The sequence below is a fragment of the Pseudoalteromonas sp. SR43-5 genome (genome assembly GCF_014163835.1).
GTDB classification, from domain to species: domain Bacteria; phylum Pseudomonadota; class Gammaproteobacteria; order Enterobacterales; family Alteromonadaceae; genus Pseudoalteromonas; species Pseudoalteromonas distincta.
On sequence record NZ_JACJEA010000029.1, the window covers coordinates 1 to 25,154 of the forward strand.

General features: G+C 38.6%; 23 protein-coding genes. 7 read left to right on the forward strand and 16 right to left on the reverse strand.

The window, feature by feature from the left end; all coding sequences use genetic code 11:
- Window positions 1-270: 270 nt before the first annotated feature.
- Window positions 271-636 (forward strand): hypothetical protein, encoded by a 366-nt coding sequence (locus H5090_RS15840; protein ID WP_182696186.1) that lies wholly within the window; start codon window positions 271-273, stop codon window positions 634-636.
- Window positions 637-672: 36 nt separating this feature from the next.
- Window positions 673-1,593 carry a TraB/GumN family protein gene (locus H5090_RS15845; protein ID WP_182696187.1) on the forward strand — a complete coding sequence of 307 codons (921 nt, stop codon included), beginning with the start codon at window positions 673-675 and terminating at the stop codon, window positions 1,591-1,593.
- 114 nt (window positions 1,594-1,707) lie between these two features.
- Here H5090_RS15845 and trpS read toward each other — a convergent pair whose 3' ends face one another.
- From trpS to rpe, 3 genes are read right to left on the reverse strand one after another with little or no spacing between them, the layout of a single operon-like run.
- Window positions 1,708-2,712, reverse strand: a complete 1,005-nt coding sequence (trpS, locus tag H5090_RS15850; RefSeq protein WP_002958388.1) for a tryptophan--tRNA ligase — start codon at window positions 2,710-2,712, stop codon at window positions 1,708-1,710.
- A gap of 32 nt (window positions 2,713-2,744) precedes the next feature.
- Window positions 2,745-3,410 carry a phosphoglycolate phosphatase gene (locus H5090_RS15855; RefSeq protein ID WP_024606487.1) on the reverse strand — a complete coding sequence of 222 codons (666 nt, stop codon included), beginning with the start codon at window positions 3,408-3,410 and terminating at the stop codon, window positions 2,745-2,747.
- Window positions 3,410-4,093: a ribulose-phosphate 3-epimerase gene (rpe, locus tag H5090_RS15860; RefSeq protein ID WP_002958386.1), complete on the reverse strand. Its 684-nt coding sequence runs from the start codon at window positions 4,091-4,093 to the stop codon at window positions 3,410-3,412. Before rpe ends, H5090_RS15855 begins: the two co-directional genes overlap by 1 nt.
- Before the next feature lie 161 nt (window positions 4,094-4,254).
- Here rpe and H5090_RS15865 point away from each other — a divergent pair, with 161 nt between their 5' ends.
- On the forward strand, window positions 4,255-4,551 hold the full coding sequence (locus tag H5090_RS15865) for a hypothetical protein (RefSeq protein ID WP_002958385.1): 297 nt from the start codon (window positions 4,255-4,257) through the stop codon (window positions 4,549-4,551).
- A gap of 3 nt (window positions 4,552-4,554) precedes the next feature.
- Window positions 4,555-4,740 carry a DUF2970 domain-containing protein gene (locus H5090_RS15870; RefSeq protein ID WP_002958384.1) on the forward strand — a complete coding sequence of 62 codons (186 nt, stop codon included), beginning with the start codon at window positions 4,555-4,557 and terminating at the stop codon, window positions 4,738-4,740.
- Here the strand turns inward: H5090_RS15870 and H5090_RS15875 are convergent.
- The 9 genes from H5090_RS15875 to H5090_RS15915 form a co-directional block, all read right to left on the reverse strand.
- The gene (locus H5090_RS15875; RefSeq protein ID WP_002958383.1) at window positions 4,697-5,554 is read right to left on the reverse strand and encodes a Dam family site-specific DNA-(adenine-N6)-methyltransferase; all 858 of its coding nucleotides are present in this window, start codon (window positions 5,552-5,554) and stop codon (window positions 4,697-4,699) included. The two genes, H5090_RS15870 and H5090_RS15875, sit on opposite strands and share 44 nt — an antisense overlap.
- A 53-nt stretch (window positions 5,555-5,607) precedes the next feature.
- Complete coding sequence (locus tag H5090_RS15880) at window positions 5,608-6,960, reverse strand: SPOR domain-containing protein (RefSeq protein ID WP_182696188.1); 1,353 nt, start codon at window positions 6,958-6,960, stop codon at window positions 5,608-5,610.
- Window positions 6,961-8,031, reverse strand: a complete 1,071-nt coding sequence (aroB, locus tag H5090_RS15885; protein WP_182696189.1) for a 3-dehydroquinate synthase — start codon at window positions 8,029-8,031, stop codon at window positions 6,961-6,963.
- Between the two features lie 27 nt (window positions 8,032-8,058).
- Entirely contained in the window at window positions 8,059-8,577 is a 519-nt protein-coding gene (gene aroK / locus H5090_RS15890; RefSeq protein WP_004589350.1) for a shikimate kinase AroK, read from the reverse strand.
- A 184-nt stretch (window positions 8,578-8,761) separates the two neighbouring features.
- Window positions 8,762-10,867: a type IV pilus secretin PilQ gene (locus H5090_RS15895; protein ID WP_182696190.1), complete on the reverse strand. Its 2,106-nt coding sequence runs from the start codon at window positions 10,865-10,867 to the stop codon at window positions 8,762-8,764.
- Window positions 10,854-11,393 (reverse strand): pilus assembly protein PilP, encoded by a 540-nt coding sequence (locus H5090_RS15900; RefSeq protein WP_002958378.1) that lies wholly within the window; start codon window positions 11,391-11,393, stop codon window positions 10,854-10,856. Before H5090_RS15900 ends, H5090_RS15895 begins: the two co-directional genes overlap by 14 nt.
- Window positions 11,390-11,995: a type 4a pilus biogenesis protein PilO gene (locus tag H5090_RS15905; RefSeq protein WP_024596028.1), complete on the reverse strand. Its 606-nt coding sequence runs from the start codon at window positions 11,993-11,995 to the stop codon at window positions 11,390-11,392. Before H5090_RS15905 ends, H5090_RS15900 begins: the two co-directional genes overlap by 4 nt.
- On the reverse strand, window positions 11,985-12,557 hold the full coding sequence (locus H5090_RS15910; protein WP_002958376.1) for a PilN domain-containing protein: 573 nt from the start codon (window positions 12,555-12,557) through the stop codon (window positions 11,985-11,987). Before H5090_RS15910 ends, H5090_RS15905 begins: the two co-directional genes overlap by 11 nt.
- Window positions 12,545-13,624 (reverse strand): pilus assembly protein PilM, encoded by a 1,080-nt coding sequence (locus tag H5090_RS15915; protein ID WP_024596029.1) that lies wholly within the window; start codon window positions 13,622-13,624, stop codon window positions 12,545-12,547. The genes H5090_RS15910 and H5090_RS15915 overlap by 13 nt, the downstream gene beginning before the upstream one ends.
- Window positions 13,625-13,754: 130 nt before the next feature.
- Here H5090_RS15915 and H5090_RS15920 point away from each other — a divergent pair, with 130 nt between their 5' ends.
- A complete protein-coding gene (locus H5090_RS15920) occupies window positions 13,755-16,247 on the forward strand; it encodes a penicillin-binding protein 1A (protein ID WP_182696191.1) in 2,493 nt (830 codons plus the stop codon).
- Window positions 16,248-16,310: 63 nt separating this feature from the next.
- On the opposite strand, the gene metL is transcribed toward H5090_RS15920, so the two are convergent.
- Both metL and metB read right to left on the reverse strand, forming a co-directional pair.
- Window positions 16,311-18,656 carry a bifunctional aspartate kinase/homoserine dehydrogenase II gene (gene metL, locus H5090_RS15925; protein ID WP_182696192.1) on the reverse strand — a complete coding sequence of 782 codons (2,346 nt, stop codon included), beginning with the start codon at window positions 18,654-18,656 and terminating at the stop codon, window positions 16,311-16,313.
- A 169-nt stretch (window positions 18,657-18,825) separates the two neighbouring features.
- Window positions 18,826-20,073: a cystathionine gamma-synthase gene (metB, locus tag H5090_RS15930; RefSeq protein WP_182696193.1), complete on the reverse strand. Its 1,248-nt coding sequence runs from the start codon at window positions 20,071-20,073 to the stop codon at window positions 18,826-18,828.
- A 289-nt stretch (window positions 20,074-20,362) separates the two neighbouring features.
- Between metB and metJ the strand changes: the two genes are divergently transcribed.
- A complete protein-coding gene (metJ, locus tag H5090_RS15935; protein ID WP_002958371.1) occupies window positions 20,363-20,683 on the forward strand; it encodes a met regulon transcriptional regulator MetJ in 321 nt (106 codons plus the stop codon).
- A 64-nt stretch (window positions 20,684-20,747) separates the two neighbouring features.
- Here the strand turns inward: metJ and H5090_RS15940 are convergent, their stop codons facing one another.
- Both H5090_RS15940 and rpmE read right to left on the reverse strand, forming a co-directional pair.
- Window positions 20,748-21,989: a malic enzyme-like NAD(P)-binding protein gene (locus H5090_RS15940; RefSeq protein ID WP_182696194.1), complete on the reverse strand. Its 1,242-nt coding sequence runs from the start codon at window positions 21,987-21,989 to the stop codon at window positions 20,748-20,750.
- 526 nt (window positions 21,990-22,515) lie between these two features.
- Complete coding sequence (gene rpmE / locus H5090_RS15945) at window positions 22,516-22,731, reverse strand: 50S ribosomal protein L31 (protein WP_002958369.1); 216 nt, start codon at window positions 22,729-22,731, stop codon at window positions 22,516-22,518.
- 230 nt (window positions 22,732-22,961) lie between these two features.
- On the opposite strand from rpmE, the gene priA reads away from it, so the two are divergent.
- On the forward strand, window positions 22,962-25,148 hold the full coding sequence (gene priA / locus H5090_RS15950; protein WP_182696195.1) for a primosomal protein N': 2,187 nt from the start codon (window positions 22,962-22,964) through the stop codon (window positions 25,146-25,148).
- Window positions 25,149-25,154: the final 6 nt, after the last annotated feature.

The window sequence follows — 25,154 nt, forward strand, 5'->3', positions numbered from 1 at the left end:
ATTTTTATTTTTATAAACCGTATCACATCTATACTTTATTTTATAGAAAAGCATTTTAAACCTTATATTAGCATTATAAGGTTTAAAGCTAACATACTAAATTAAAAGAATTATTTAGCTTTAAAATCTTATCTATTAATTGCTCATAACTAGATAAGCGACTCTTAATAAATTCAGCGATATTCTTTAAACCGTCATCAACAAGCAGCTTAGTAAAAAATCATTTGTGATTCTAAATTGGCTGCATTTAAAAATATAAAAGGTTTAATTATGAACAGCACAATGAAAAAAGTACTACCGGCTTTACTACTAGCAACTGCTTTTAATACTACTTCAGTTATAGCAGCTGACACTAAACAAGACACCGTTCAAAATAATTTTGAGAAATGCATGATTGGTGAAAGCATAAAGGCAATTAACCCTGCTAATCAAAAACTACAAAAAACAAACAAAATAGACGCTTCTGAGTCTTTAAAAAATAATGTTGATACACAAACGTTACTTTCTTCACTGGATGAACAAATATCAGCTGAGCTTGACTCTTCAATGAGCAAAATAAACTCGCAAATTGATAAAAATCTTTCAAAGGTAACATCGTCAATTACTGCATATTTCAGCAATCTGTTATCGAACTAAAAACAATAAAATTAAAAGTTATATTAAGGAATTATCATGAAAAAGTTCACAAAAAAATTAGTATCTGCCAGCGTATTACTTAGTTGCAGCCTTTTAGCAAATACAGCACAGGCTCAAAGTTCTGTTTGGAAAGTAAGTAATGGCAATGACTCACTATTTATTGGCGGTACAGTTCACATACTACCTAAAGCTGAAATGCCACTGCCCGCTGAGTTTAACCATGCTTATGAACAAGCAGATACAATTATTTTAGAAGCACCGTTACCTGATCCAGCCGACACCAATGCACAAATGCAAATGCTAGGTGCGCTATCGTATACAAATAACGAAACGTTGAGTCAAAAGCTAGAACCCCAGGTTAAAGCTTCACTTGAAAATAAGCTTAACGAGTTTGGCGCTAATCTCGCTAAGTTAGATGGCTTTCGCCCTGCTATGGTTGGTATTGTTTTAATGTCGATGGAGCTTCAAAAGCAAAATTTAATGGGTGAAGGTGTTGATGCTTATTTTACTAAAAAAGCGACTGAAGATAACAAAACAAAAAATTACTTAGAAACAATGGAATTTCAGTTAGAGCTTTTTAAAACAATGGGTCAAGGCAACGAAAACGACTTCATTAAACATAACTTAGCCGAGCTGCACAACTATGGCGATATGTTTAACGGACTTTTAGCTGCCTGGCGCAAAGGTGATACAGACACACTGAATAAAGTGGCACTTGAAGATATGCAGAAAAATGATCCGAATAGTTATAAACAACTCATTACAGATAGAAATAATGATTGGTTACCAAAAGTAGAAGCCATGTTTAACAACGATAAAAATGAGTTTGTACTTGTTGGAGTTGCCCATCTTGCAGGACAAGATAGTTTACTTACCTTACTTGAAAATAAGGGCTATAAAGTTTCTCTAGTTGATATTGATAGCACGGCAGATATAACAGTAAGAGGGGCTGAATAATGGATAAAACAGACAAACTAGCTATATCGTTACTGTTTCTATTTGGGTCCATCATGTTGATATGTGCTATATAAAAAATGCCGCTAACAAGCGGCATTTTTTATTTTAATAAACTTACCCGCGAGGAATAAAACCAAGCGCATCGTATACCGATTTCAATGTTTTCTCAGCACGTACACTTGCTTTTTCAGCACCTGACTTCATTATGCCATCAAGTAGGTTTTGATCTTCTCTGATCTCTTTAAAGCGTGCTTGAATTGGCTCAATCATATTTACAACTGCATCTGCTGTATCTTTCTTTAAATGGCCATACATTTTATCTTCATACTCAGGAACTAGGTCTTCAATTGAGCGCTTAGTTGCAACACTCAATAAAGTAAGCAAGTTTGATACGCCAGGCTTTTCTGTGCGATCAAAATATATACGTGCTTGTTCATCTGAATCAGTTACTGCTTTTTTAAGCTTTTTCACAATTTGCTTAGGCTCATCTAATAACATGATGTAACCATTTGGGTTTTCGTCAGACTTAGACATTTTTTTAAGTGGATCTTGCAAGCTCATTACGCGTGCACCAAACTCAGGGATGTACGGCTCTGGTAATTTAAATACGTCGCCATATAAATTATTAAAGCGTGTGGCTATATCGCGAGTCAGCTCTAAGTGTTGCTTTTGATCATCCCCTACTGGTACTTGATCAGCTTGGTATAATAAAATATCCGCAGCTTGCAATACTGGATATGAAAATAAGCCCACGTTTACGTTATTTGCGTGCTTAGATGACTTGTCTTTAAACTGAGTCATTCGATTAAGCTCACCCATTTGCGCGTAACAATTTAATACCCATGCTAATTGTGCGTGCTCAGGTACTTGCGATTGTACAAATAACGCAGATTTTTCAGGATCAATGCCACATGCCGCGTAAAGAGCAATACCATCTAACACTCGAGAGCGCAGTAATTCAGGCTCTTGGCGAACCGTAATAGCGTGTAAGTCTACTAACATAAAGAAACTTTCGTGGTCTTCCTGTAACTTTAGCCACTGGTTAATAGCGCCAACATAGTTGCCTATTGTCATACCACCGGTTGGCTGAATGCCGCTTAAAACTACTGGTTTACTCATGATTTTCCTTTATTTTGCTTAATGAATAATATTTAACGCTGCGTTAGAACAGGTATTATATCTAAGAAGTTATCGCATAGGTACTGCGGATTATAATCCTCAAGACTTTCACCTTGGTTATAGCCATAACTAAGTGCAATTACGTCTATATTAGCGGCTTTAGCTGCAAGTATATCGCTTTTAGAATCACCTATCATTATTGCTTTATTAGGCTCCGCATTTAGTTTTTTGCAGGCAAATAGCAATGGTTCTGGCGATGGTTTTTTTGCCATGTCGTCACCGCATACAACCACATCAAAATGACTCGTTAGTGCCAATTTTTCGAGTAGTTTCTCTGTAAAAATTCGAGACTTATTAGTGATTAATGCTTTAGGCATACCGCGAAGTGCTGCAAGCCCTGTTTCTACATGTTGGTACAAAACACTATACTCACCAACTTGCTGTTCATAATACTTATAGAACTGTAATATTGCTTTGCCACTAAGTGACTCATCTAGATTTTCACTCACTTGCATATCGCCACTCAAAGCGCGTTTAACAAGGACTTCAACCCCATTACCAATCCAACTTTCAACCAAGCGTTGACTAACAATAGGAAAAGCAAAATCGCTCAAGGTTAAATTAATAGCGATATACAAGTCGTAAACGCTATCAACCAAAGTACCATCTAAATCAAATAAGGCGACATCGTACTTCATTACTTAACACTTCCAAGCTGCTCACGCATTTGATCAATCACTACTTTGTAATCAGGTTGATTAAAAATAGCTGAGCCTGCAACAAACATATCAGCACCCGCTCGAGCCGCTGCTGCAATATTATCGACTTTAATACCACCATCAACCTCTAAGCGAATATCTCGGCCTGATTCAATAATACGCTGTTTTGCTTGGCGTAATTTCTCAAGCGTATGAGGGATAAAGCTTTGCCCGCCAAACCCAGGATTTACCGACATTAGTAAAATAGTATCTAGCTTATCAATAACATGGTCTAAATAACTTAGGCTTGTTGCTGGGTTAAACACTAAGCCTGCTTTACAGCCGTGATCTTTAATTAACTGTATTGTACGATCGACGTGCTCACTGGCTTCAGGATGAAAAGTAATAATAGAAGCACCAGCCTCAGCAAATAAAGGTATTATGCTATCTACAGGCTTAACCATTAAATGTACGTCGATAGGTGCTGTAATACCGTAATCTCTTAGTGCTTTACACACCATAGGACCAATTGTGAGATTAGGTACATAGTGATTATCCATTACATCAAAGTGAACCACATCAGCACCCGCTTCGAGAACTTTATCAACATCTTCGCCTAGCTTTGCAAAATCAGCAGACAAAATAGAAGGGGCTATTAAATATTTTTGCTCTGGGTTAAACATGATTAACTCCATCAATAAATAGTGTATTGCGTTAATGTAACTTAATTGAAGATGTTACCCAAGTAATATGGCGTAATAGCCCCCATTTTAGGTAACTTTAAGTTTGATATTTAACCAATATTTGCTATGATTAAAAAAGTAACAAATTATTGGATTTCATCATGCGTGCTTTTAAAATTGGGATATTAATTGCGTCGGCATTACTGCTTATCGGGGCGTTTAGCTTTGGTTCAAGCTCTGAGCAAGAATTAAGCTCAGTGAGTAATTGTCATAATACACAAGTGGTAAGTGCTCAAAACACTTTAACTGCGTGTATTAAAGCTGAAGAAGAGTCATCATGGTTTTCGTGGTTAACTGGCGATAGCCGTAGTGCTCAGTTTCATTACCTTGATTTACTGGAACTACTTACTAGTTCTGAAGATTCTAAAAACGCTCCTTCTTTAAAACCTTTATTTTAAATAATGCTACAATTTTTTAGCGCGTTGCAAAGTGTGCTAGCTGCATTTTTTGGTGTTCAGTCTGAAAATAAACGCCAAGTCGATTTTAAACAACACTCCCCTTTATCCATCATTTTAATTGCGATTGTACTATTTGTTGCTTTTGTTATCGCAATTTACGCAGTGGTTGCTTGGGTGCTAAATACATAGCCATCAACTCGTCAACTTTATTTCTAGAGCCACCTTTGGGGCTAATAGTGCGCTTTACTTGAATTTGTTCAAGCGATGCTTGGCTATAAATTTTACGCGTCCACACGGTATCGTGGTTTGAAATAAGCACAGGCGTGTTATTTTCAAATGCGGCTTGTTCTGCCAAATTAGCTAAGTTAGCCTGATCATCTAAATTAAAACCCCCTTTAGCGTATGACGTAAAAGAAGCGGTTTTACTTAATGGCACATAAGGTGGGTCGCAATAAATAACAGCATTGTTAGGCACTAACTTAAAAACGTCATCGTAATCTAAACAAGTGAACGTTGCTTTTTGTGCTTTTTCAGCAAAAAAATACATTTCTTTTTCAGGAAAGTAAGGCTTTTTATACTTACCAAAAGGCACATTAAAAATGCCTTTTAAATTATACCTACACAGTCCGTTGTAACCATGGCGGTTCATGTATAAAAACAAGATTGAACGTTCGTATACATCACGGCTTTGATTAAACTGCACACGATATTCGTAATAAGCATCTGCGTGATTATTCAAATCAACAAATAGCTTTTTAGCGTCACTAATAAGCTCATCTGGAGAGCTTTTAAGCTCTTTATATAAGTTAATTAAGTCTGCATTGATATCATTGAGGATATAGTGCTTAAAGTCACTATTTAAAAACACAGAGCCTGCACCAACAAAAGGTTCAACCAAAGTATCAGCATGCTTGCTAGCTTGGTTTAATCGCGCATTAATGTTTTCAACTAGGCTGTATTTTCCGCCGGCCCATTTAAGGAAGGCTCTACTTTTTTGCTGCATTGGCTCTTTACTTCAATCTGGTGTTGCGCGATTTTACACTAAAGCAGTGTGTTTTACTGATCAACGACTGCTATTTCTTGCTTTATTTTACTAATTTTTTTATAGAAAGGTTTATTTTTTCTAACCCCAGGGGGTAAAGTATCCATTGCTGATTTTGCCTCGTTTATACTCTCAAAGCTGCCAAATGTAACAACCCACCATATTTGATTATTTCGCTTCGTTTGGTAAGTGTGTGCTTGCTGCTGTAGATTGAATTGAGCAATGAAATTATCGCGAACTTCCTGCTGAGTTACCGCTAATAATTGAATAACACTATTTGTATCTGCTTGCTGCATGTACCAAATATTATCTTGGCTGATCTGAGTTTGCTCTGCTGTATTTACTTTCTCTACTTTTAGAGCTTTAGATACAACGTCACCTGCTTCACTGCTTTTGTTTTTAACGCTATTATCAATAGCATTATCTAATACCTTAACGGTATTTGCAGGTTCGGTAAGACTTTGCATGATAGCAGGCACATCATTAATGTGTACGCTCTCTGGCTCAATATCTGGCTCAACTACTTCTGGGTCATTTAAGGTAACTACTGAGTCATTTTGCTTTATAACCGGCTCACTTACTTCCTCTACAGATATTGCTGTATTTAGGACTTGTGTTTCTTCCTGCTGATAATATTGTTGCCACCACTGCGTCATATCAGACTTATAAAGCAGACCAATAATTAAAAGCATAATTAACAACATCAAAATCAATAAGTGCAATCGCCAAGATACTTTATCTTTAACGATAATATCGGCTATGTGCTCACTAGGTTGCCAAGCAAGCAATAAACTGGGGTTACCATGAGCCTCGGCTAAAAAAGTACTAAAAACAGGGTCTTCATCATAAGGTAAATCAGTAAAGTACCACTGCAATAACATCTTGCTTTCTCGAAGCGTCAGTGGCTCCAAGTAAATTTCGACAGCGTCATTTAAAGCAATTTTAGACTGTGATGCAATTATGATATACAACGTATTAGGGCTATTTTTAGAAAGCAGCTCAAGCTCAATTAGTATCTCTTCAGATAATTGCCTACCGCCATCAAGCACCCATAAACAAGGTCCGCACTGCTGTTGCTCAAGCAGCTGGTAATAGTTTTCAGGTAAACTTAAATTATGATCAACTAAAGGGGAATTAAAGCTTTGCTCTAATAAATCGCTCATTAGCTGAGCGTCAGTCATTTGTGCACTTACTTGCACAAACGCTTTATTAAAGTCATTGTATTTATCTGTAATGAAGGTTTCGAGCATATAACTTTTACCTAGCCCCGATGTGCCAAGTAAAACTATTAAATTTTGTCCGTACTCAAATTGCAGTGCGATTCTATCCACCAAAGCCGCACGGCTTGGTAAAATTTGTGACTGCATTTACTGCTCGATTAAGTCTCTAACTTGGTCATCAGAGACATCATCAACTAATGCACACTGGCCAAATTGGGTAGGTAGAATAAAGCGTATAGTGCCTCTTTTATTCTTTTTGTCTTTACGCATATGCGTTAGGAACTGCTCGCTAGTCATTTGCTTTGGAATTTCTGTTGGTAAATTATATAGTTCAAGCAGCTTAATAATTCGATCAACTTCACTTGCGCTTAAATCTTGGCGTGTCTTGGCAAGTTTAGCTGCTAATACCATGCCTGTTGCAACAGCTTCGCCATGTAACCAAACGCCGTAGCCCATTTCTGCCTCAATTGCATGGGCAAATGTATGACCTAAGTTTAATAAAGCACGTAAACCATGCTCTTTTTCATCTTGCGCAACTATAAGCGCTTTTATTTCACAACATCTAAAAATAATATGCTGTAAGCACGTTTCATCTAGTTGCTGCAAATTAGCTACGTTTCGCTCTAAGTATACAAATAATTCGGTATCGTAAATCAGACCATACTTAATTACTTCAGCCATACCTGCTGCAAACTCTCTTGCTGGTAGGGTGTGTAATGTTTGTGTATCAATAAAAACCGCTTGAGGCTGATAAAATGCCCCTATCATATTTTTACCTAAAGGATGATTTACTGCCGTTTTACCACCTACCGATGAATCAACCTGTGAAAGCACTGTCGTTGGTATTTGAATAAACGGTACGCCGCGCTGATAACACGCTGCTACAAAACCAGTTAGATCACCTATAACACCGCCACCTAACGCGATTAAACACGTATCTCGGCCACAGTTATTTTGTAGTAAAAATGCTGATATTTTTTCAAACCATTCAAGTGATTTATATTGTTCACCGTCAGGAATAATAAAAGATAGCGGATTTTGATCTGCTAATGAGTCAAGTAACGCTTGTAAATATAAAGGCGCTATTGTGTCATTAGTAATGATGATAGGCCGACAATCACCAATGTGGTGAACCAGGCGGCCATTATCTTGAAGTGCAGATTGCCCAATATAAATAGGATAACTTCGCTCGTCCAAATTAACTGTTAATTTAAGCATGCTTAGTTATTTCCTTATTATTGGTTTTTAAAAATCTAATTTCTCGATGATTTGGTTAGCAACAACTTTAGCGCTTTGCTCATCGGTACGTACAACAAAATCGGCAACTTCTTTGTATAGGGGCTCGCGTTCTTCTGCTAAGCGCTCTAGTACGTTACGAGGTGCTTCTTCAGTTTGCAGTAATGGGCGACGCTTGTCGCGTTGCGTGCGTGCAACTTGCTTTTCTATAGGTGTCTCTAGGTATACAACTATACCTCGAGCCGAAAGCTTGTTTCGAACTTCTTTGCTCATTACTGAACCACCACCGGTAGCAAGTACAATACCTTGCATCTCGGTTAAATCGCCAATAACAGACTCTTCTCGAAGTCTAAAGCCTTCTTCACCTTCAAGATCGAATACCCATGCAATATCTGCACCTGTGCGGCGTTCGATTTCTTGATCAGAATCAACAAATTCAAGGTGTAATTGGTCAGCGATGTGACGACCAATCGTGCTTTTGCCAGCCCCCATGGGGCCAACTAGAAATATATTACGTTTCTCAGCCATATCTTTTAGTACAAACAAACTCTAAAATTTGAAATAAAACCCCGCCTAACGACCTGGCCCCAAAATTAAGGAGGGGATTATCTCAGTAATTGCAGGGGTATTTCAAGTCAATTAGAATAAAAAGCCATATAACGAGCAATTAATCTAAATAATCACCCGTTGGTTAACATAAAACCACTGTATTTTAATCAATTTGTATTTTCGGTGTCACGAAAATAAGTAATTCACGCTTTTCATTAAACTCACTTGTGGTTTTAAATAGTCTTCCTACGTAAGGAATGTCACCTAAAATTGGCACTTTACTCGTAGTATTAATGATTTGCTGTTGGAAAATACCACCGAGTACTACGGTTTGGCCATTCTCGACTAACACTTGTGTTTGAATTTCTTGAGTATCAATAGACACCGCTTCACCAGTACCTGTTTGTACAGTATCACCACGTGTATCTTGAGTAATAATTAAATCTAGAATTACTTTATTATCAGGTGTGATATGAGGTGTAACTTCTAAGCTCAGTACCGCTTTTTTAAAGCTTACGGTAGTAGCACCGCTTGAAGCTGACTCAGTATAAGGAATTTCAGTACCTTGCTCTATTCGGGCTTTTTGCTGATTAGCCGCTATTATACGTGGACTAGCAATAATCTCGCCTTTATTCTCTTCCTCAAGCGCACTTAGCTCTAAATCAATCAGCGTGCCGTTAGCCAGTTTTGCTATGTGTAAGCCAATGCTAGCCGCAGGGTTAGTGATAGGTAAATTTACATTTAATCGGTCTGAAATACTTGGTGCATCTGAAGTAGATGTCGCATTATAAATACCTTCTGCGCCTTCAAGAGAGCCTGAAATACCAACACTACTGCCTTGGTCACTAAAGCCCCAACGTACGCCTAAGTCTTCAGTAACGTTATCGCGCACAGTTACCATTCGAGATTCTATTACAACCTGCTGCACTGGAATATCAAGCGTTTCAATCATGCGGCGAATGTTTCCTATACTCTTAACAGTATCTTTTACTAACAAAGTATTTGTACGTTGATCAACAGATACACTACCACGGGCAGTTATAATACTGTTTGTATCTGTTTTTAATAGATCAGCAAAATTTTCGGCTTTAGCATAGTTTAATCGGATGTATTCACTATATAGAGGCTCTAAGTCTTCAACTTGCTGTTTAGCTTTTAAATCTTTGGCTTCACGTGCTGCAAGTTCTTCTGCAGGCGCTACCATTAATATAGAGCCATCCATGCGCTTATCTAGCCCTTTAATACGTAGTACTACGTCAAGCGCTTGATCCCACGGTACACCATCTAGGCGCAGCGTTATATTGCCCGTTACTGAATCACTGGTTACTAAGTTAAAATCGTTGTAACCCGCGATAATTTGCAGTGCTGCACGCACAGAGATATCTTGAAAATTTAAGGTCATAGGGCGACCTTGATACTCAACACCACCATCTAAGTACGCATTTTGCGTTTCATCTTTTTCTACTGTCAACGTTAAAATATTATCTATTTGCTGATACGTAAACGTGAACTGAGCATTAGGTTCGATAACAACACGACTTAAACCATCTTCTTTAAAAGTCTCGATATTACTTACAACAGTTCCAAAATCTAATACATCTAATTCATAAAGTAGATCGTCTAAAATATCGGTGTGATGAAAGTCAGCGTAAATTTTCCCGCCACTTTCATGGACTTCAATTGCAGCTTGAGTGTCTTGTAAAAATACAAGTACTTTTGCTTCACCCTTCTCACCACGTCTAAAATCAATTGACTGGATACGGTTAATGTAATTTCCACTTTCATCACCTGAGTCCATCACTACATCTTCATTTTCAGGTTCTGTAAGAGGTTTATCAGAGACACGTATCGATACTAAATTGTTATGAACTTCAGTCTCATAAATTTTTAATCTATCTAAGTTTACCGTTACCTTTAAACCACTGTTAGTTAAAACATTAGTAACACTGCTAATTCCAGCTTGATTAACTTCAACATCATTTAAACCAACTTCTAACTCTGCAGAATCAAAAAACATTTCGATTCGGGCTGGGCTATTAAACACTTGAACTTTTGGTTCAAAGGTTAACTCTTCATCAAAAACAAGCTGTAATTCAGTTTCGCCTTTAAGTAATGGATTATAACGAACATCATAAAGCAATGGCCCAGCTATGGCTGAGTTTACAGTGACTAAAGCAACAGCAGCCAGTAATGTCCGTGAAATACGATGAAGCCAAAGTACATCCTTATGCATCCTATTTTTACCTTTTTTATTATTAATTTGCGCCATCTGTTGCCGCCTCTAACATTTCTAATTTCGTCAGGCGCTCTTTCCAACAGCCAGACCCATCAGGGATTAATTCCACTAATTCTATATAGTCGTTGCTTACTCTTTTTACTTTGCCATCATAACTTCCAAGATAATTCCCTACCGTTACGCGGTGCAAAGTGTCATCTGTTGCTGTAATTAATGCCCATATTTGTCCACTAGAGCCAATTGTGCCTTTCATTGCTAAATTATCTAGCGGGTATTTCTCTAACGGTTCGCGGCGACGCTCTTGATCTGGGTGCAAACAGTTTTTTACCTGCGTTAGTTTATTTTGAATAATCTCAGGCTGAGGCGCTACAAACGGGCTACGTAGCTGACCAGCACTGTACTCAAATATTTCAAACTTTGTCAGTTCAGGAATCGTCTCAACCTTTGGTGTGGTGCTTGCTTTTACCTGATCAATAAATTCTTTTTGCTCAGAAGTGTCATCATTACAACCAGCTAAAACAAACGCTATAGCTAAAGGTACTACGCGAAGGAGTTTCATTTTTTAACCCCTTCTTCATAACGATATGTTTTTGCAACAACACTGAATGTTAACTGTTTATCGCCCGATGATAAAATAGAAAAGTCATGTAAGCTTACAATTCGGGGTAACTGGGCCACTTTACCTACAAACTCACCAAACTCATGGTAGCTACCTATTACTTCGATTTTAATAGGCAGCTCGGTATAAAATTCTTTTTCAACTTCTGGCAGCCAACCTATTTTTAAAAAAGTCAGACCACTCGTTGTCCCAACATATGATAAATCATCAAGTAAACCAGGAGTTTCGTTCGAAGTGGGTAGACGCTTTAATAGCTGTGAAAACTTATCTTCCATTTCAATCATTTGTTGACGATATATTTCAAGCTTGCTCGCTACTGCATACTTAGTTCGATAAGTTGTTCGTAGTTCAACTTCTTTTGCCACGGCACTATGGTAGCTGTCAATTTCATCAGAAACTAATAGGCTATAACTAAAAAACAATACAAGGCCCGCAACAAATGTGCAGCAAATTGCTTTAACAGCAATTGGCCAATCACCAATGTTATCAAGCTCTATTTCATTCCAATCAATTTCACTCAGTGCTTTAAAATCAAGGTTCATCGCTAACCTCACCAATTTTATCAAATGGTTTTACATAAAATTCCATATTAAAATCACTAAGTAAACGCGAAGATTGATCGCCTGCAACAATGCCCTGCATTGAAGGATTCTCTAGTAAATATGAGCTTTGTACTTGGCGGAGCATTGTTGATAGACGATTATTAGATTCACTACGTCCTAAAACATGTATTTGGCTGCCTTTGCGCTCCAGTTTTGTTAAATAAACACCACCTGGCACTATTTTGGCAACTTCATCCATTATTTGCGTACCCAAGTTACGGCTGCTTTGCAATTCTTCAATGAGCCTCATACGCTGTTGTAAATTTTCCTTTCTTTTATCTAAGCTTCGTATTTCACTTATTTTTTTATCTAGCATGCTAATTTCTGAGCTTAAATAATTATTCTTTAAGTTTTGACCGTCTTTTAAGGCACTATAAAAAGAGCTTAATAAATACATACTTGCAAAACAAAGTATAACGACACCAACAAGTATAGTTACAAATTTCTTTTTCGATTCTTCGCGTTGTGATTCACGCCAAGGCAGTAGATTTATATGTGGCATGTTGAAAAACTCCTTAATGCCAACCCTGTTGCAATTGCAAACTGCGTTTTGTGACGCTGCATTATATTACGATCTACCTTTGGGGAAATTTCCATATTTACAAAAGGCTCTGCAACAACTGAGTGGATACCGAGTTCTTCAATAAGCAATCGGTCGATACCTTTTATCATCGATGTACCGCCCGTTAATACAATATAATCTATTTGCTCTTTACCGCTGGTTGTTAAAAACATTTGCACAGCTCTGCGAACTTGTTGAAGCAACGAAGTTTGAAAAGGGGCTAATACTTCAAAGGTATAGTTTGGCGGTAAATCACCTGATGTTTTGCCTATTTCTGCCTCATCAAAGCCTTTATTATAATAAGCAACAATACTATTTGTATATTGATCGCCACCAAAAACTTGGTCACGGGTATAAATGGTTTCCCCAGCTTGCACAACACTCACAAGCATTAAAACTGCGCCAATATCGACCACAGCCACACACTTATTAAATGCATCGCTAGGTAATTGTTGATAGTAAACGTCCATAGCACGGCTCAATGCGTAGCTTTCTACATCTACTATTTTGGCTTCTAAATTTGCGGCTTCTAAAGCGCCCACCCGTGCTTCAACACTCTCAGTACGAGCAGCTGAAAGTAAAACATTCATTTTGCTAGGATCGGCCTCATTCGTAGAAAGCTTCTCAAAATCGAGGCTCACTTCATCAAGCGGGTAAGGGATTAAACTATCAGCTTCAATTTCAATTTGCGATTCAAGTTCAGCATCTGTTAACGATACATCCATGAAGATCACTTTTGTAATAACTGTTTGGCCAGAAACAGCCACTGCAGCAGATTTTAACGACTTCGGTAATTTTTTTCTTAATTTTGTAATAACGTTACCAATCGCTTCAATATCTTGGATTGTGCGCTCACTCATCGCACCTTTTGGCATCGGCTCAATTGCAAGTGCTTCTAGTCGAAATCCAGTTTCAATTTCACGTAAAAGCACCGCTTTGATAGAGTGCGATCCAATATCAATTCCTACCATCATCGGGGACGGTTTTTGAAATAGTTGACTTAGCATGTTTCAACTTGGCCTTTGTTTTAATAATAAACAAGTTATAATTTTTATCTGAAAAAATATTATTCATTTTTTAATCAATATATACTAGCAGTCAAAACTCGCAATTGGGAGTCCATTTAGGGAAATATAAGTGATTTTATTAAAACGAACTTTACAATTTTTTATCATTTGTGTGTTAATTGGTCTGATCACTTTGGTCAGTCTTTATTACTACGTTAAACCTGATATCCCCAGTGTGCAAGTTTTAAAAGACGTGCAATTACAAACTCCTATGCAAGTATTCACAAAAGATGGGCTTTTAATCAATCAATTTGGTGAAAAGCGTCGTATTCCAGTGACTATTGATGAAATTCCTCAAACACTCATTAATGCATTTTTAGCGACAGAAGATAATCGATTTTACGATCATATAGGCATAGATCCTATAGGTATTGTGCGTTCGGCTATTGTTCTTATATCTACCGGCGAGAAAAAACAAGGCGCAAGTACTATTACTATGCAGCTTGCTCGTAATTTCTTTTTAACTCGCGAAAAAGCATATATTCGTAAAGTTAAAGAAATATTTATAGCGCTACATATTGAAGGTGTATTAACAAAAGACGAAATTTTAGAGCTTTACCTTAATAAAATAGAATTAGGTAATCGCGCTTTTGGTATTGGTGCTGCAGCACAAGTTTATTACGGTAAGGAGTTAAAAGATTTAACACTTGCACAAATGGCGATGATTGCAGGTTTACCGAAGGCCCCTTCAGCTTTAAACCCAATTCGTAACCCAACGCGTGCAAAAGCACGCCGAAATGTTGTTTTAGGGCGTTTATTAACTGAAAATTATATTACTCAAGAAGAATATAACGAAGCAACGAGCCAACCTATCACCGCTTATTTTCATGGTGCTGAAATAAATTTATACGCCCCGTATATTTCTGAAATGGTGCGCGCTGAAATGGTCTCGCGTTATGGAATAGATAAAGCTTACAACTCAGGATTTAAAATTTTCACCTCGGTAGAGTCTAAAGTTCAAAAAGCAGCGCAAAACGCACTTGTAAACAACTTACATAATTACGATATGCGCCATGGTTTTAGAGGACCAACAGATGTTTTATGGGACCCTGAAACACAACCTGCTTTAACTGAGCAACAAATACTCAATAAATTACAAAGCGTAAATGAGTTGGGTACTTTGAAAGCAGCAGCCGTGCTTAGTGTTAATGATAAAACAGCGTCGGTATTACTTAAAAGTGGCGAGCGCACAACTCTTACTTGGGATAACTTAAAATGGGCGCGTAAATATATTACTCGTTACCGCCAAAGTTTTGCTCCAAAAGCAGCTACAGATATTTTAACGCCAGGAATGCAAATATGGGTGCGTAAAAATGAAGATGACAGCTACTTACTAAGCCAAATACCAGAAGCATCAAGTGCTATTGTGTCACTCGACCCACAAGATGGAAGAATTAAAGCTATTGTAGGTGGTTACAGCTTTGAGCAAAGTCAATATAACCGAGCGGTACAAGCAAAGCGTCAAGTAGGTTCTAATATAAAACCTTTTATATATTCAGCAGCACTTGAAAAAGGTTACACGCTTGCGTCTATATTAAACGATGCTCCTATAAACCAATGGGATAAAAGCCAAGGCGTAGCATGGCGTCCTAAAAACAGCCCTGCTGTATATAATGGTCCGATAAGAATTCGCCGTGCCTTAGCACAGTCTAAAAACGTTATTTCGGTGCGCTTACTACGCGGCGTTGGATTACAACGTACAGCTGATCATTTATTAAAGTTTGGCTTTAAAGATTCAGACATTAATCGCAGTGAATCACTAGCACTGGGTAGTGCTTCCATTACTCCACTTGAACTTGCCCGTGGCATGAGTGCATTTGCCAATGGTGGCCACTTAATTGAACCTTACTTTATTTCAGAAATTCAAGATGCTTACGGTAATGTATTGTTCAAAGCAAACCCTGCCCTTGCCTGTGACGAAGAGCCTTTACCAACACATAATGAATTCTCACTTCATAATAGTAGTGATGAAGTGGAGCCAACAAAAAAATGTGCACCGAGAATTATTTCTAAGCAGAATGCTTTTTTAATTGCTGATGCAATGCACAGTGGTATTTGGGGCGGCGGTAGTTGGGCCCATAAAACGGGTTGGAGTGGTACAGGTTGGCGCGCACAAGCTTTAGAACGTCGTGATCTTTCGGGTAAAACAGGCACAACTAACGATTCTGTAGACACCTGGTTTAGTGGTTTTAACAGTAAAGTAATGACTTCTGTGTGGGTGGGCTTTGATAACCCAGGTAACGCTCTTGGTCGTTCTACGTACAATAACAACTTAGATAGCAGCCAAATATCTGGTGCTGAATCGGGGGCTAAAACAGCGCAGCCTGCATGGATTGAATTTATGAAAGCCGCACTTGAGGGAACACCTGAAGCGCCAATTGAGCCACCTGAGGGGCTTGTTTCGATTCGTATTGATTTAGCCACTGGTTTGCTAAGCCACAAAAATGACTACACCAGCCGCTTTGAATACTTCGAAAAAGGCACTGCACCGACAAAGTATGTGCTATCTCAGCCAAACGATATATTTGAAGAAGACACAAAAACCGAAGAAGAGCTATTTTAATAATATCTCTGTAATACAAAAACGGCAGCTTATTTAAGCTGCCGTTTTAATTTAAATAATCGCTTATTTTAAGTTTTGAACAAGCCAATATAAGTCAGAGTGTACACCCGCAGCGGTTACTTCTTTCCCAGCCCCAGGCCCCTGAATCACAAGCGCGTTATCACTATACCATTTGCTATTAATTACAAAAATATTATCGCCAGGTGTAAGGTTTGCTAACGCATTCCCATTGGGCACATACGTAACTCCTACTTTAGCGATAACTTCAGTTTTTGTTATATCTAATAGGCCTGTGTATCTCAGTACTGAGTTATTAGCTTTTGCTGTATCAGCATGCTCTTCAATGAACGCATCTAGCTGGGCTTTATTGTTTAGAAAGTCTTCCCAACTTCCTAGCGCAAGCTCACCGGGCATTAATGCCGATAAGCTAATATCATCAAGCTCAAGCTCTATACCTAACTCTCGGGCTAAAATAAGTAACTTACGCTGCATATCTCGTCCAGATAAATCCTCGCGAGGGTCAGGCTCTGTGAACCCCATTTTCTGTGCTTCTAATACCAACTCAGAAAAAGCAGTGGTACCATCATACTTACTACATAACCACGAAAGTGTACCCGAGAACACGCCTTCAATACGCGTAATTTTATCACCACTATTTTGCAAATCAGCCAAAGCAAAATTGATAGGCAAGCCTGCACCTACACTTGTATTATATCGCCAATGTAAATTACGTTCGCCAAGGTTACTACGAAGTGCTTTATACCAAGAAGTAGGTGCTGTACCTGCATATTTGTTAGCACTAATTAAATGACAATCTCGGTCTACAAAATCTGTATATAAAAAGCTAAACTGCTCACTTGCAGTAATATCAATTAAAACTTTATGTTCGTAGTCAAGCTCGCTTATCGCATTAAGTAAATCCGCAGCTTCATAGCTATTCGCCTCATGCTGCCATTGAGTTTTCCATTGCGATATATTTATGCCACTTGCATTAAATAACATATGTTTAGAGCGAACCAGCGCTACCAATTTAATACTAAAGTCGTCTGATAAACGCTCAAATTGTGCCGATAACTGCTCAATAAAAGCATCGCCTACATTGCCAAGGCCCGCAACTATAACGGCTATTTCTTGGCCTTTATTGATTAGCTTATCGTGTAAGGCGCTTTGTATATCGCTATCTATAAATTGGTCTGTTAGTAATAAAACATAACCATTATCTTGATGCACAAAACGCGGTTTTATAGTCTGCTCAGCTAATACTTCTAAAGCTTGCAGTTTTAATACGCTAACGTCTTGCTCAGGGGCAATAATTGCACAGCCATTTAAATTTGACTCACTAATATTAGCTCTACCAGCAAAGTAATTAATAACTTGATATGTTTGTGCAGCCGGTACTACTAAATACACTTCACCATTATGGTTAAAATGATGAAGGCTATGTTGAATAAGCTGACTAACGCTTGCGACCTCACCTTCACTTAATCCTTCAACCATTAACAAATCAACATTTTGCAGCGTGGTTATAAAACGCTTTTTCTTTGCTGAACCTTCTTTTACTATATCTGTTGGGCTTGCTTGCACATCAAAACTACTACGAACAGCTAGCTTAATATCTGTGTTTTTAAGTGGCGATAGTGTTTTTGCATGTAATACAGGGTTACCCAAACGAGCTAATAAATTAGCTTGCCCGCGACAAATTTTGCCGTATTTAATCGCTTTTTTTACCTTACGAGGATCAGTGCTAAACACTCCCTGTGTATCGGTCCAAATACATACTTGCTTAGCATTACAGTAATTTGCAAGTAGTGTTGCACTATAATCGCTACCGTTGCGTCCAAGTGTTACGGTCTCACCTTTCGTATCGGCGGCAATAAACCCAGTAACAACATTTATCTTATTAGGCAAAATTGACTGTCGACATTGCTGCGCATTTTGCGCATGCATTAATTCACCATCGTTTAAGGTAAAAAGACTACGGGCATCTTGAGCACACGCCTCAATATTTAGCTGCTGTAAATAAGTAGCGAGTAAACGTGCTGACCACAGTTCCCCGTGCGCAAGTAACGCAGCCTCTTTTAGCTGCTCAGCTTGAGCAAGTTCTGCAATATTACTAAGCTCGGTATTTAGTGTTCTAAGTGCGCAGCGCTTTAAATCAGCTTGTAATAACTGCTCAATTAAATCGCTTTGATGGTTATTTAACTGCAGTAAAATATCAGCGACAGCTTGCGTGTCTTGCAGCTGATAACTTTGCCACAACGACACAAGTGTATCTGTAGTTTTACCTGCAGCAGACACCACAACACAGTCGCCCGGCTGAGTATGCCCAATAATTATTTTAGCTACGCTTTGATAGCGCTCACTAGAGCTTAAGCTTGAACCACCAAATTTATGTACACAATTGACCATATTTATACCAATTCGCTTAATTAAGTTGTCTATTTTGAGGTAAGAAAACCGTATCGATAACAAGGCAAAAATTTCGTTATTTAGTTGTTCTATATTAGGAATTTTTAACGATGTTATCGTGCGGTTTAATCCCTCAAATTGATTAGGTATTATTGCGGATTGGTATTAATTACCAAAGCGCTGGACGGGCTGCACTTAATTTAACGTTTCCACCAGAAGTGCCAGCACCTTTGCCTACACGGCCAACATTTTTATTTTGCCCTGGTTTTACAAGTTCAAATACTCGTTCAAAGTCAGCTATTAAATCGTGTATATCTTCAATCCCAACCGAAATACGAATAAGCGTATCGCCCACACCCGCTTCTAAACGTGCCTTTGCCTCCATACCTGCGTGCGTCATAGTTGCAGGGTGACAAATTAAGCTCTCTACGCCACCTAGTGACTCAGCTAAACTAAACGTTTTAAGGCTAGTTAAAAATGCTGCCGCGTCGTTTATATCGCCTTTAATATCAAAACTAACCATGCCACCAAAGCCAAGTTGTTGTGCTTTAGCAAGTTCATGTTGAGGATGCGACTCAAGTCCAGGATAGTAAACTTGGCTTACAAAATTGGAGCTTTCAAGGTACTCAGCTATTGCTAGCGCATTTTCTTGGTGCTGCCTTAAGCGCACATTTAAAGTACGTAGACCACGAAGCGTTAAATAACTATCAAAAGGAGCGCCCGTAATACCAATATTATTTGCCCACCAAGCAAGCTCATCACCAAGCTCTTGTGTTGCAGCAATAACAGCGCCGCCCACTACATCTGAGTGCCCGTTAATATATTTAGTAGTTGAATGCACCACAATATCTACACCAAACTTAATAGGGTTTTGTAAGGCAGGAGACAAAAACGTGTTATCTGCGGCAACCAATGCACCGCATTGCTTAGCAACATCGGTAACCGCTTTAATATCGGTTAAACGAAGTACTGGGTTACTTGGAGTCTCTATCCAAATAAGCTTAGGTTTAATTGCTAAAATTTGTTGAAGGCTTTTTTCTTTTGTTAAATCTAATACTTCAAGCTTCAATAGTCCGCGTTTTTGTAACGATGTAAATAAACGATAGCTTCCACCATAACAATCATGTGGAATTACTAACGTGTCGTCACTGTTAAGTAGCTGAGTAGCTAAATGCACGGCAGCCATACCAGTGGCCGTAATTATGCCACGAGCGCCACCTTCAAGCTTAGCAAGCGTCTCTGCTAAAATATCACGATTAGGGTTACCACTGCGGCCATAATCATACTCACGCTTAGTATCAAAGTCGGCAAACGAATAAGTCGTTGATAAATAAATTGGCGGCACCACTGCACCATGATGTTTATCAGCATCAACGCCGTTACGTACAGCAATGGTCGCTTTGTTTTTTTCGCTCATATTCGTCACCTGATTAATTTGGATGTTTAGACGTCTAAAAGAGTAAGTTATCCGTTTTAATAAGTCAAAGGGTTTTAAAGCTCTAGATGGCTAAAGTTAGGTAAGGCGTTTGCTAGTACCACATTTTAGCTCACAAAAGTGAGCTTATTTTTACATCCCAAATAGGCTTATTAAGATAGATCGGTATCTATTATTTGACTATCTTTTTTAAATCGATAGAATTTCACGCATATTTACACGCTTTTTATACCGTGTGAGAAATTAATAATCTGAGGCAACGATACATCTTATGGCTAAATGGAATGGTGAGTATATTCACCCATACGCAGAACACGGGAAAAAATCAGAGCAAGTTAAAAAGATCACCGTTTCGATCCCGCTAAATGTATTAAAAGTTTTAACGGATGAGCGTACGCGTCGTCAAATCAACAACCTTCGCCATGCAACAAATAGTGAATTGCTATGTGAGGCGTTTTTGCATGCATTTACTGGCCAACCTTTACCAAATGACGATGACCTACGTAAAGACAACGCAGAAAAAGTACCAGAAGAAGTTAAAAAGATAATGCAAGAAATGGGTTTAGAAGTGCCTATTTTAAACGAAGAATAAATCGTTACCTTTTTAATCAAAAAACCTCAGCATTGCTGAGGTTTTTTTGTTTAAGCGTTATATATTACGCCATATAATTTTCAGGCAAGTCAATTTGCGCAACACCCGACTCTACCGCAGCAAGTGCTACAGCTTTAGCTATACGCGGTAGTAAACGCGGATCCATTGGTTTTGGAATAATGTACTGCGCACCAAACTCTAGCTTATCTACGCCTGCGGCTTTTAAAACTTCTGCAGGTACAGGCTCTTTGGCAATACTACGAATAGCCTCAACTGCAGCAATTTTCATTTCATCGTTAATCGCGCTTGCACGTACATCAAGTGCACCACGGAAAATAAACGGGAAACATAAAACATTGTTAACCTGGTTAGGGTAATCAGAGCGCCCTGTTGCCATAATTAAATCGTTGCGTGCGCCGTGAGCAAGTGCAGGATCGATCTCTGGATCTGGGTTTGAACATGCAAACACGACCGGTTTTTTTGCCATTAGTTTTAAATCTTCGGCAGCTAACAAGTTAGGACCCGAAACACCAACAAACACATCAGCATCTGCAATTACATCTTGCAATGTGCGTTTATCGGTATTGTTAGCAAAAAGCTGTTTATATTCATTTAAATCATCGCGACGAGTATGAATAACACCTTTGCGGTCAAGCATATAAATGTGTTCACGCAGTGCACCACACTTAATTAACAGTTCCATACACGCAACTGCAGCAGCGCCTGCACCTAAACATACAATTATTGCATCTTCAATTGATTTACCTTGTACTTCTAGTGCATTTAACATGCCGGCAGCCGTAACAATGGCGGTGCCGTGTTGGTCGTCATGAAAAACAGGAATGCTACAACGCTCTATTAATGCTTTTTCAATTTCAAAACACTCTGGTGCTTTAATATCTTCAAGGTTAATACCACCGAATGTGTCAGCAATATTGGCAACCGTGTTAATAAAGTCTTCTGTTGTTTTGTGCTTTACTTCAATATCAATAGAATCAAGCCCTGCAAAACGTTTAAACAATAACGCCTTGCCTTCCATTACTGGTTTAGACGCTAAAGGACCTAAATTACCCAAGCCCAAAATTGCAGTACCATTAGTGATAACCGCAACCATGTTACCCTTACCGGTATATTTATATGCATTTGCAGGATCTGCGGCAATTTCACGTACAGGCTCAGCGACACCTGGGCTATAAGCTAGGGCTAAGTCTTGAACTGTTTCAGCTGGTTTTGTTAGCTCAATGCTAATTTTACCAGGTACGGGATGTGAGTGATAATGTAGTGCTTGTTCACGAAAGTCAGACATAACGCGATGGTATCCTGCAATTTAAGTTAAAGTGAGAGGTGGAGTCTTGGGGTACGATACCCTTATTATTTTTAAATTCCAAGCAATATCAGGTCTATCCTGTTATATGCTATATCCTTTAATTTTAAGAGGTTTTTCAGTAACTTTGCAGGATTATATAAACATTTGATAAATAAAAATTCACCAAAAAAGTAAGTTTTGAGGTGCGTTTATGTCTATTAAAATATTAAAAAAATGTATGTTTAACGTATCATCATAAACTTAAAATAACAGCCTACTACACTACTTTAAAAACAGATAAGCCCACGTTAGCTACTTTTATCAACCTAGTTAAAATTTGTACTATTTAAAATATAGAGAATATCTATCAATTTGTCTGCAAAGGTTTATGCATACTCAGAATAAGAATAGGAAATAGTTATGCAAGGTGTGATGTAGCTCGAGCAAGCTAAATAAGATAAGAAGTGGTAAATTTTAGACACAAAAAAAGCACCCTAAGGTGCTTTTTTTAACTAAACAGCAATAATTACTTCTTGCTGCTAAGTGCACCGAAGCGCTTGTTGAAGCGATCAACACGGCCGCCAGTGTCTAAAATCTTTTGCTTACCAGTGTAAAACGGGTGACACGCAGAACATACGTCTAAGTGAATGTCTTTACAAAGAGTTGAGCTAGTTTCGAATTTGTTTCCGCATGAACATGTTGCAGAAATTACTTCGTACTTAGGGTGAATACCTTCTTTCATAGGAACCTCTAGTTAAGGCCGCATCGCTCTCCAAACCCGAAGTCTGGCACCATACGTCGTTAAAACAAATTTGTTGGTGGCGGATTTTATCCAACAACCTTCCCCTGCACAAGTATTTATTTATCTTTTCGCTAAAAAAGTGAACAATCTCTTTCTCAAGTACTATTGCTAGTAGGTTTTTAGCGGTATTTTTAGTACATTACAGCATTAATTTTACGGGTTGAGTTGTTATGAGTTTTGTTGAAGTTGCTATTAAAGTCCCGCTTCCACGCACCTTTGATTATAAAATAGAAGAGCAGCTCAGTGGCTTATCAACACCCATACTACCGGGCATGCGGGTTTTAGTACCTTTTGGTAATCAAAAAAAAGTAGCTGTTGTTCTGGGTATTAAAAACAGTACCGACGTCCCTTTAGATAAAATTAAGAATATTATAGAGGTAATAGACGACACCCCTATTTTAAGCGCCCAACATTTAGAACTCCTTAGCTTTACTGCCCGCTATTATTGCTATCCCTTAGGCGAAACTATTCACATAGCGCTACCGAGTGCACTTCGCCAAGGTGAATCGCCAGATAAAACCAGTATTAACATGGTTGCTCTGACAGAAAAAGGCTCAAAAGTACCGTCATTAAAAGCCAAAACACAACTCAATTTATTAAAGCAGTTGTCGCAATCGGGGAAATCATCGTTAACCGAATTAAAAGCTCTTGGCTTTAGTAAAAAAACAATAGATAGCCTAATAGATAAAGAACTCATTACGCAAACTATTGAACACGATAACCAATGGCAAAGCGTTGCACCAACTGTCGGTAGTAAACCTGTACTTAATAAAGAACAAGCGGTTGCCTGTACAGCAATAAATCAAAGCAATGGATTTAGCAGCTTTTTATTAGAGGGCGTAACTGGCAGTGGTAAAACAGAAGTGTATTTACAGTGCCTAGAAGAAGTATTAAAACGTGGCGAGCAAGCATTAGTATTAGTGCCAGAAATAGGCTTAACGCCACAAACTGTAAACCGTTTTCGTCGCCGCTTTCCTGATACACCCATTATGCTTTGGCATTCAGCCCTTACCGACAACGAGCGATTGCAAACATGGCGTTTTTGCGAAAAAGGCAGTTGTGCAATAGTTATAGGCACACGTTCGAGTATTTTTCTGCCATTTTTAAAACTCGGTATGATAGTTGTCGATGAAGAGCACGATTCATCATTTAAGCAACAAGATACCCTTCGTTACCATGCTCGTGATTTGGCCGCATACAGAGCTTTTCAGCATAAAATACCACTTATATTAGGCAGTGCTACACCCGCACTTGAAACACTTCACAAAGCAATTAATAACAAATATCAGCTACTAAGTTTAACCGAGCGCGCGCAAACTGCGACAGATAACCAATTTAAGTTACTCGATATGAAAGGCCAACCCGACCAAGCAGGTATTGCACATGCAAGCCTTGCAACTATGCGCCAACACTTAAATCGCGGTAAACAGGTTATGGTTTTTTTAAATCGCCGAGGTTTTTCACCCACTCTTATTTGCCATGAATGTGGCTGGCTAAGTGAATGTAAACGCTGCAGTACCAGCGCCACATTTCATAAAGCGATTGGGCAAATGATTTGTCATCACTGTGGCGATCAATACCCTGTTCCTCACCAATGTCCTGATTGTGGAAGTACGCAAATATTTCCAAATGGCAAAGGTACAGAGCAAATTGAAGAGTTTTTATCGACCGAGTTTCCAGATACACCCGTTACTCGCATAGACCGCGATTCAACTCGCCGTAAAGGCAGCCTTGAAAAAGCACTAGATGAAATAAACCTAGGCGGTGCACGCATTTTAGTTGGCACACAAATGCTTGCCAAAGGCCATCACTTTGCAGATGTAAGCCTTGTTATAATTTTAGACGTAGATAGCGGTTTATACTCATGCGACTTTAGGGCAACAGAGCATTTAGCACAGTTAGTTACTCAAGTCGCGGGGCGAGCTGGGCGTTCAGGGGAGCCTGGGCAAGTATTATTACAAACACACTTTCCAGAACACCCGCTTTTACAAGACTTAGTTAATAATGGTTACCAAGACTTTGCTCGCTTTGCACTGAGTGAACGCGATGATGCAGACTTACCACCCATTACAAATATGGCTATTGTCCGTGCACAAGGACACAGCATTAAGCTAGTCGTCGATTTTTTGACGGATTTGGTTCCTGTGAATGGGGTATCTGGTATACAATTGCTCGGTCCGATCCCTGCTCCACTTGAAAAAGTCGCAGGTATGTATCGTTTTCAATTACATATTCAAGCGCAAGATCGTCGCATATTACATCAGTACCTTGCGCAAATGGTTGATTATTTAAGTTCAAGTAAACTTGCACAAAAAGTACGCTGGAGCTTAGACGTAGACCCTATAGACATGATTTAGGTTAAG

What these genes read in the sequence shown, in the direction of transcription:
- H5090_RS15910 (WP_002958376.1), bottom strand. Translation starts at nt 12,557, where the DNA reads ATGCCACATATAAATCTACTGCCTTGGCGTGAATCACAACGCGAAGAA.
- H5090_RS15855 (WP_024606487.1), bottom strand. Translation starts at nt 3,410, where the DNA reads ATGAAGTACGATGTCGCCTTATTTGATTTAGATGGTACTTTGGTTGAT.
- H5090_RS15915 (WP_024596029.1), bottom strand. Translation starts at nt 13,624, where the DNA reads ATGCTAAGTCAACTATTTCAAAAACCGTCCCCGATGATGGTAGGAATT.
- priA (WP_182696195.1), top strand. Translation starts at nt 22,962, where the DNA reads ATGAGTTTTGTTGAAGTTGCTATTAAAGTCCCGCTTCCACGCACCTTT.
- H5090_RS15940 (WP_182696194.1), bottom strand. Translation starts at nt 21,989, where the DNA reads ATGTCTGACTTTCGTGAACAAGCACTACATTATCACTCACATCCCGTA.
- aroK (WP_004589350.1), bottom strand. Translation starts at nt 8,577, where the DNA reads ATGGCTGAGAAACGTAATATATTTCTAGTTGGCCCCATGGGGGCTGGC.
- metB (WP_182696193.1), bottom strand. Translation starts at nt 20,073, where the DNA reads ATGAGCGAAAAAAACAAAGCGACCATTGCTGTACGTAACGGCGTTGAT.
- rpe (WP_002958386.1), bottom strand. Translation starts at nt 4,093, where the DNA reads ATGTTTAACCCAGAGCAAAAATATTTAATAGCCCCTTCTATTTTGTCT.
- rpmE (WP_002958369.1), bottom strand. Translation starts at nt 22,731, where the DNA reads ATGAAAGAAGGTATTCACCCTAAGTACGAAGTAATTTCTGCAACATGT.
- H5090_RS15900 (WP_002958378.1), bottom strand. Translation starts at nt 11,393, where the DNA reads ATGAAACTCCTTCGCGTAGTACCTTTAGCTATAGCGTTTGTTTTAGCT.
- metL (WP_182696192.1), bottom strand. Translation starts at nt 18,656, where the DNA reads ATGGTCAATTGTGTACATAAATTTGGTGGTTCAAGCTTAAGCTCTAGT.
- H5090_RS15875 (WP_002958383.1), bottom strand. Translation starts at nt 5,554, where the DNA reads ATGCAGCAAAAAAGTAGAGCCTTCCTTAAATGGGCCGGCGGAAAATAC.
- H5090_RS15865 (WP_002958385.1), top strand. Translation starts at nt 4,255, where the DNA reads ATGCGTGCTTTTAAAATTGGGATATTAATTGCGTCGGCATTACTGCTT.
- aroB (WP_182696189.1), bottom strand. Translation starts at nt 8,031, where the DNA reads ATGCTTAAATTAACAGTTAATTTGGACGAGCGAAGTTATCCTATTTAT.
- H5090_RS15845 (WP_182696187.1), top strand. Translation starts at nt 673, where the DNA reads ATGAAAAAGTTCACAAAAAAATTAGTATCTGCCAGCGTATTACTTAGT.
- H5090_RS15905 (WP_024596028.1), bottom strand. Translation starts at nt 11,995, where the DNA reads ATGAACCTTGATTTTAAAGCACTGAGTGAAATTGATTGGAATGAAATA.
- H5090_RS15880 (WP_182696188.1), bottom strand. Translation starts at nt 6,960, where the DNA reads ATGCAGTCACAAATTTTACCAAGCCGTGCGGCTTTGGTGGATAGAATC.
- trpS (WP_002958388.1), bottom strand. Translation starts at nt 2,712, where the DNA reads ATGAGTAAACCAGTAGTTTTAAGCGGCATTCAGCCAACCGGTGGTATG.
- metJ (WP_002958371.1), top strand. Translation starts at nt 20,363, where the DNA reads ATGGCTAAATGGAATGGTGAGTATATTCACCCATACGCAGAACACGGG.
- H5090_RS15840 (WP_182696186.1), top strand. Translation starts at nt 271, where the DNA reads ATGAACAGCACAATGAAAAAAGTACTACCGGCTTTACTACTAGCAACT.
- H5090_RS15895 (WP_182696190.1), bottom strand. Translation starts at nt 10,867, where the DNA reads ATGGCGCAAATTAATAATAAAAAAGGTAAAAATAGGATGCATAAGGAT.
- H5090_RS15870 (WP_002958384.1), top strand. Translation starts at nt 4,555, where the DNA reads ATGCTACAATTTTTTAGCGCGTTGCAAAGTGTGCTAGCTGCATTTTTT.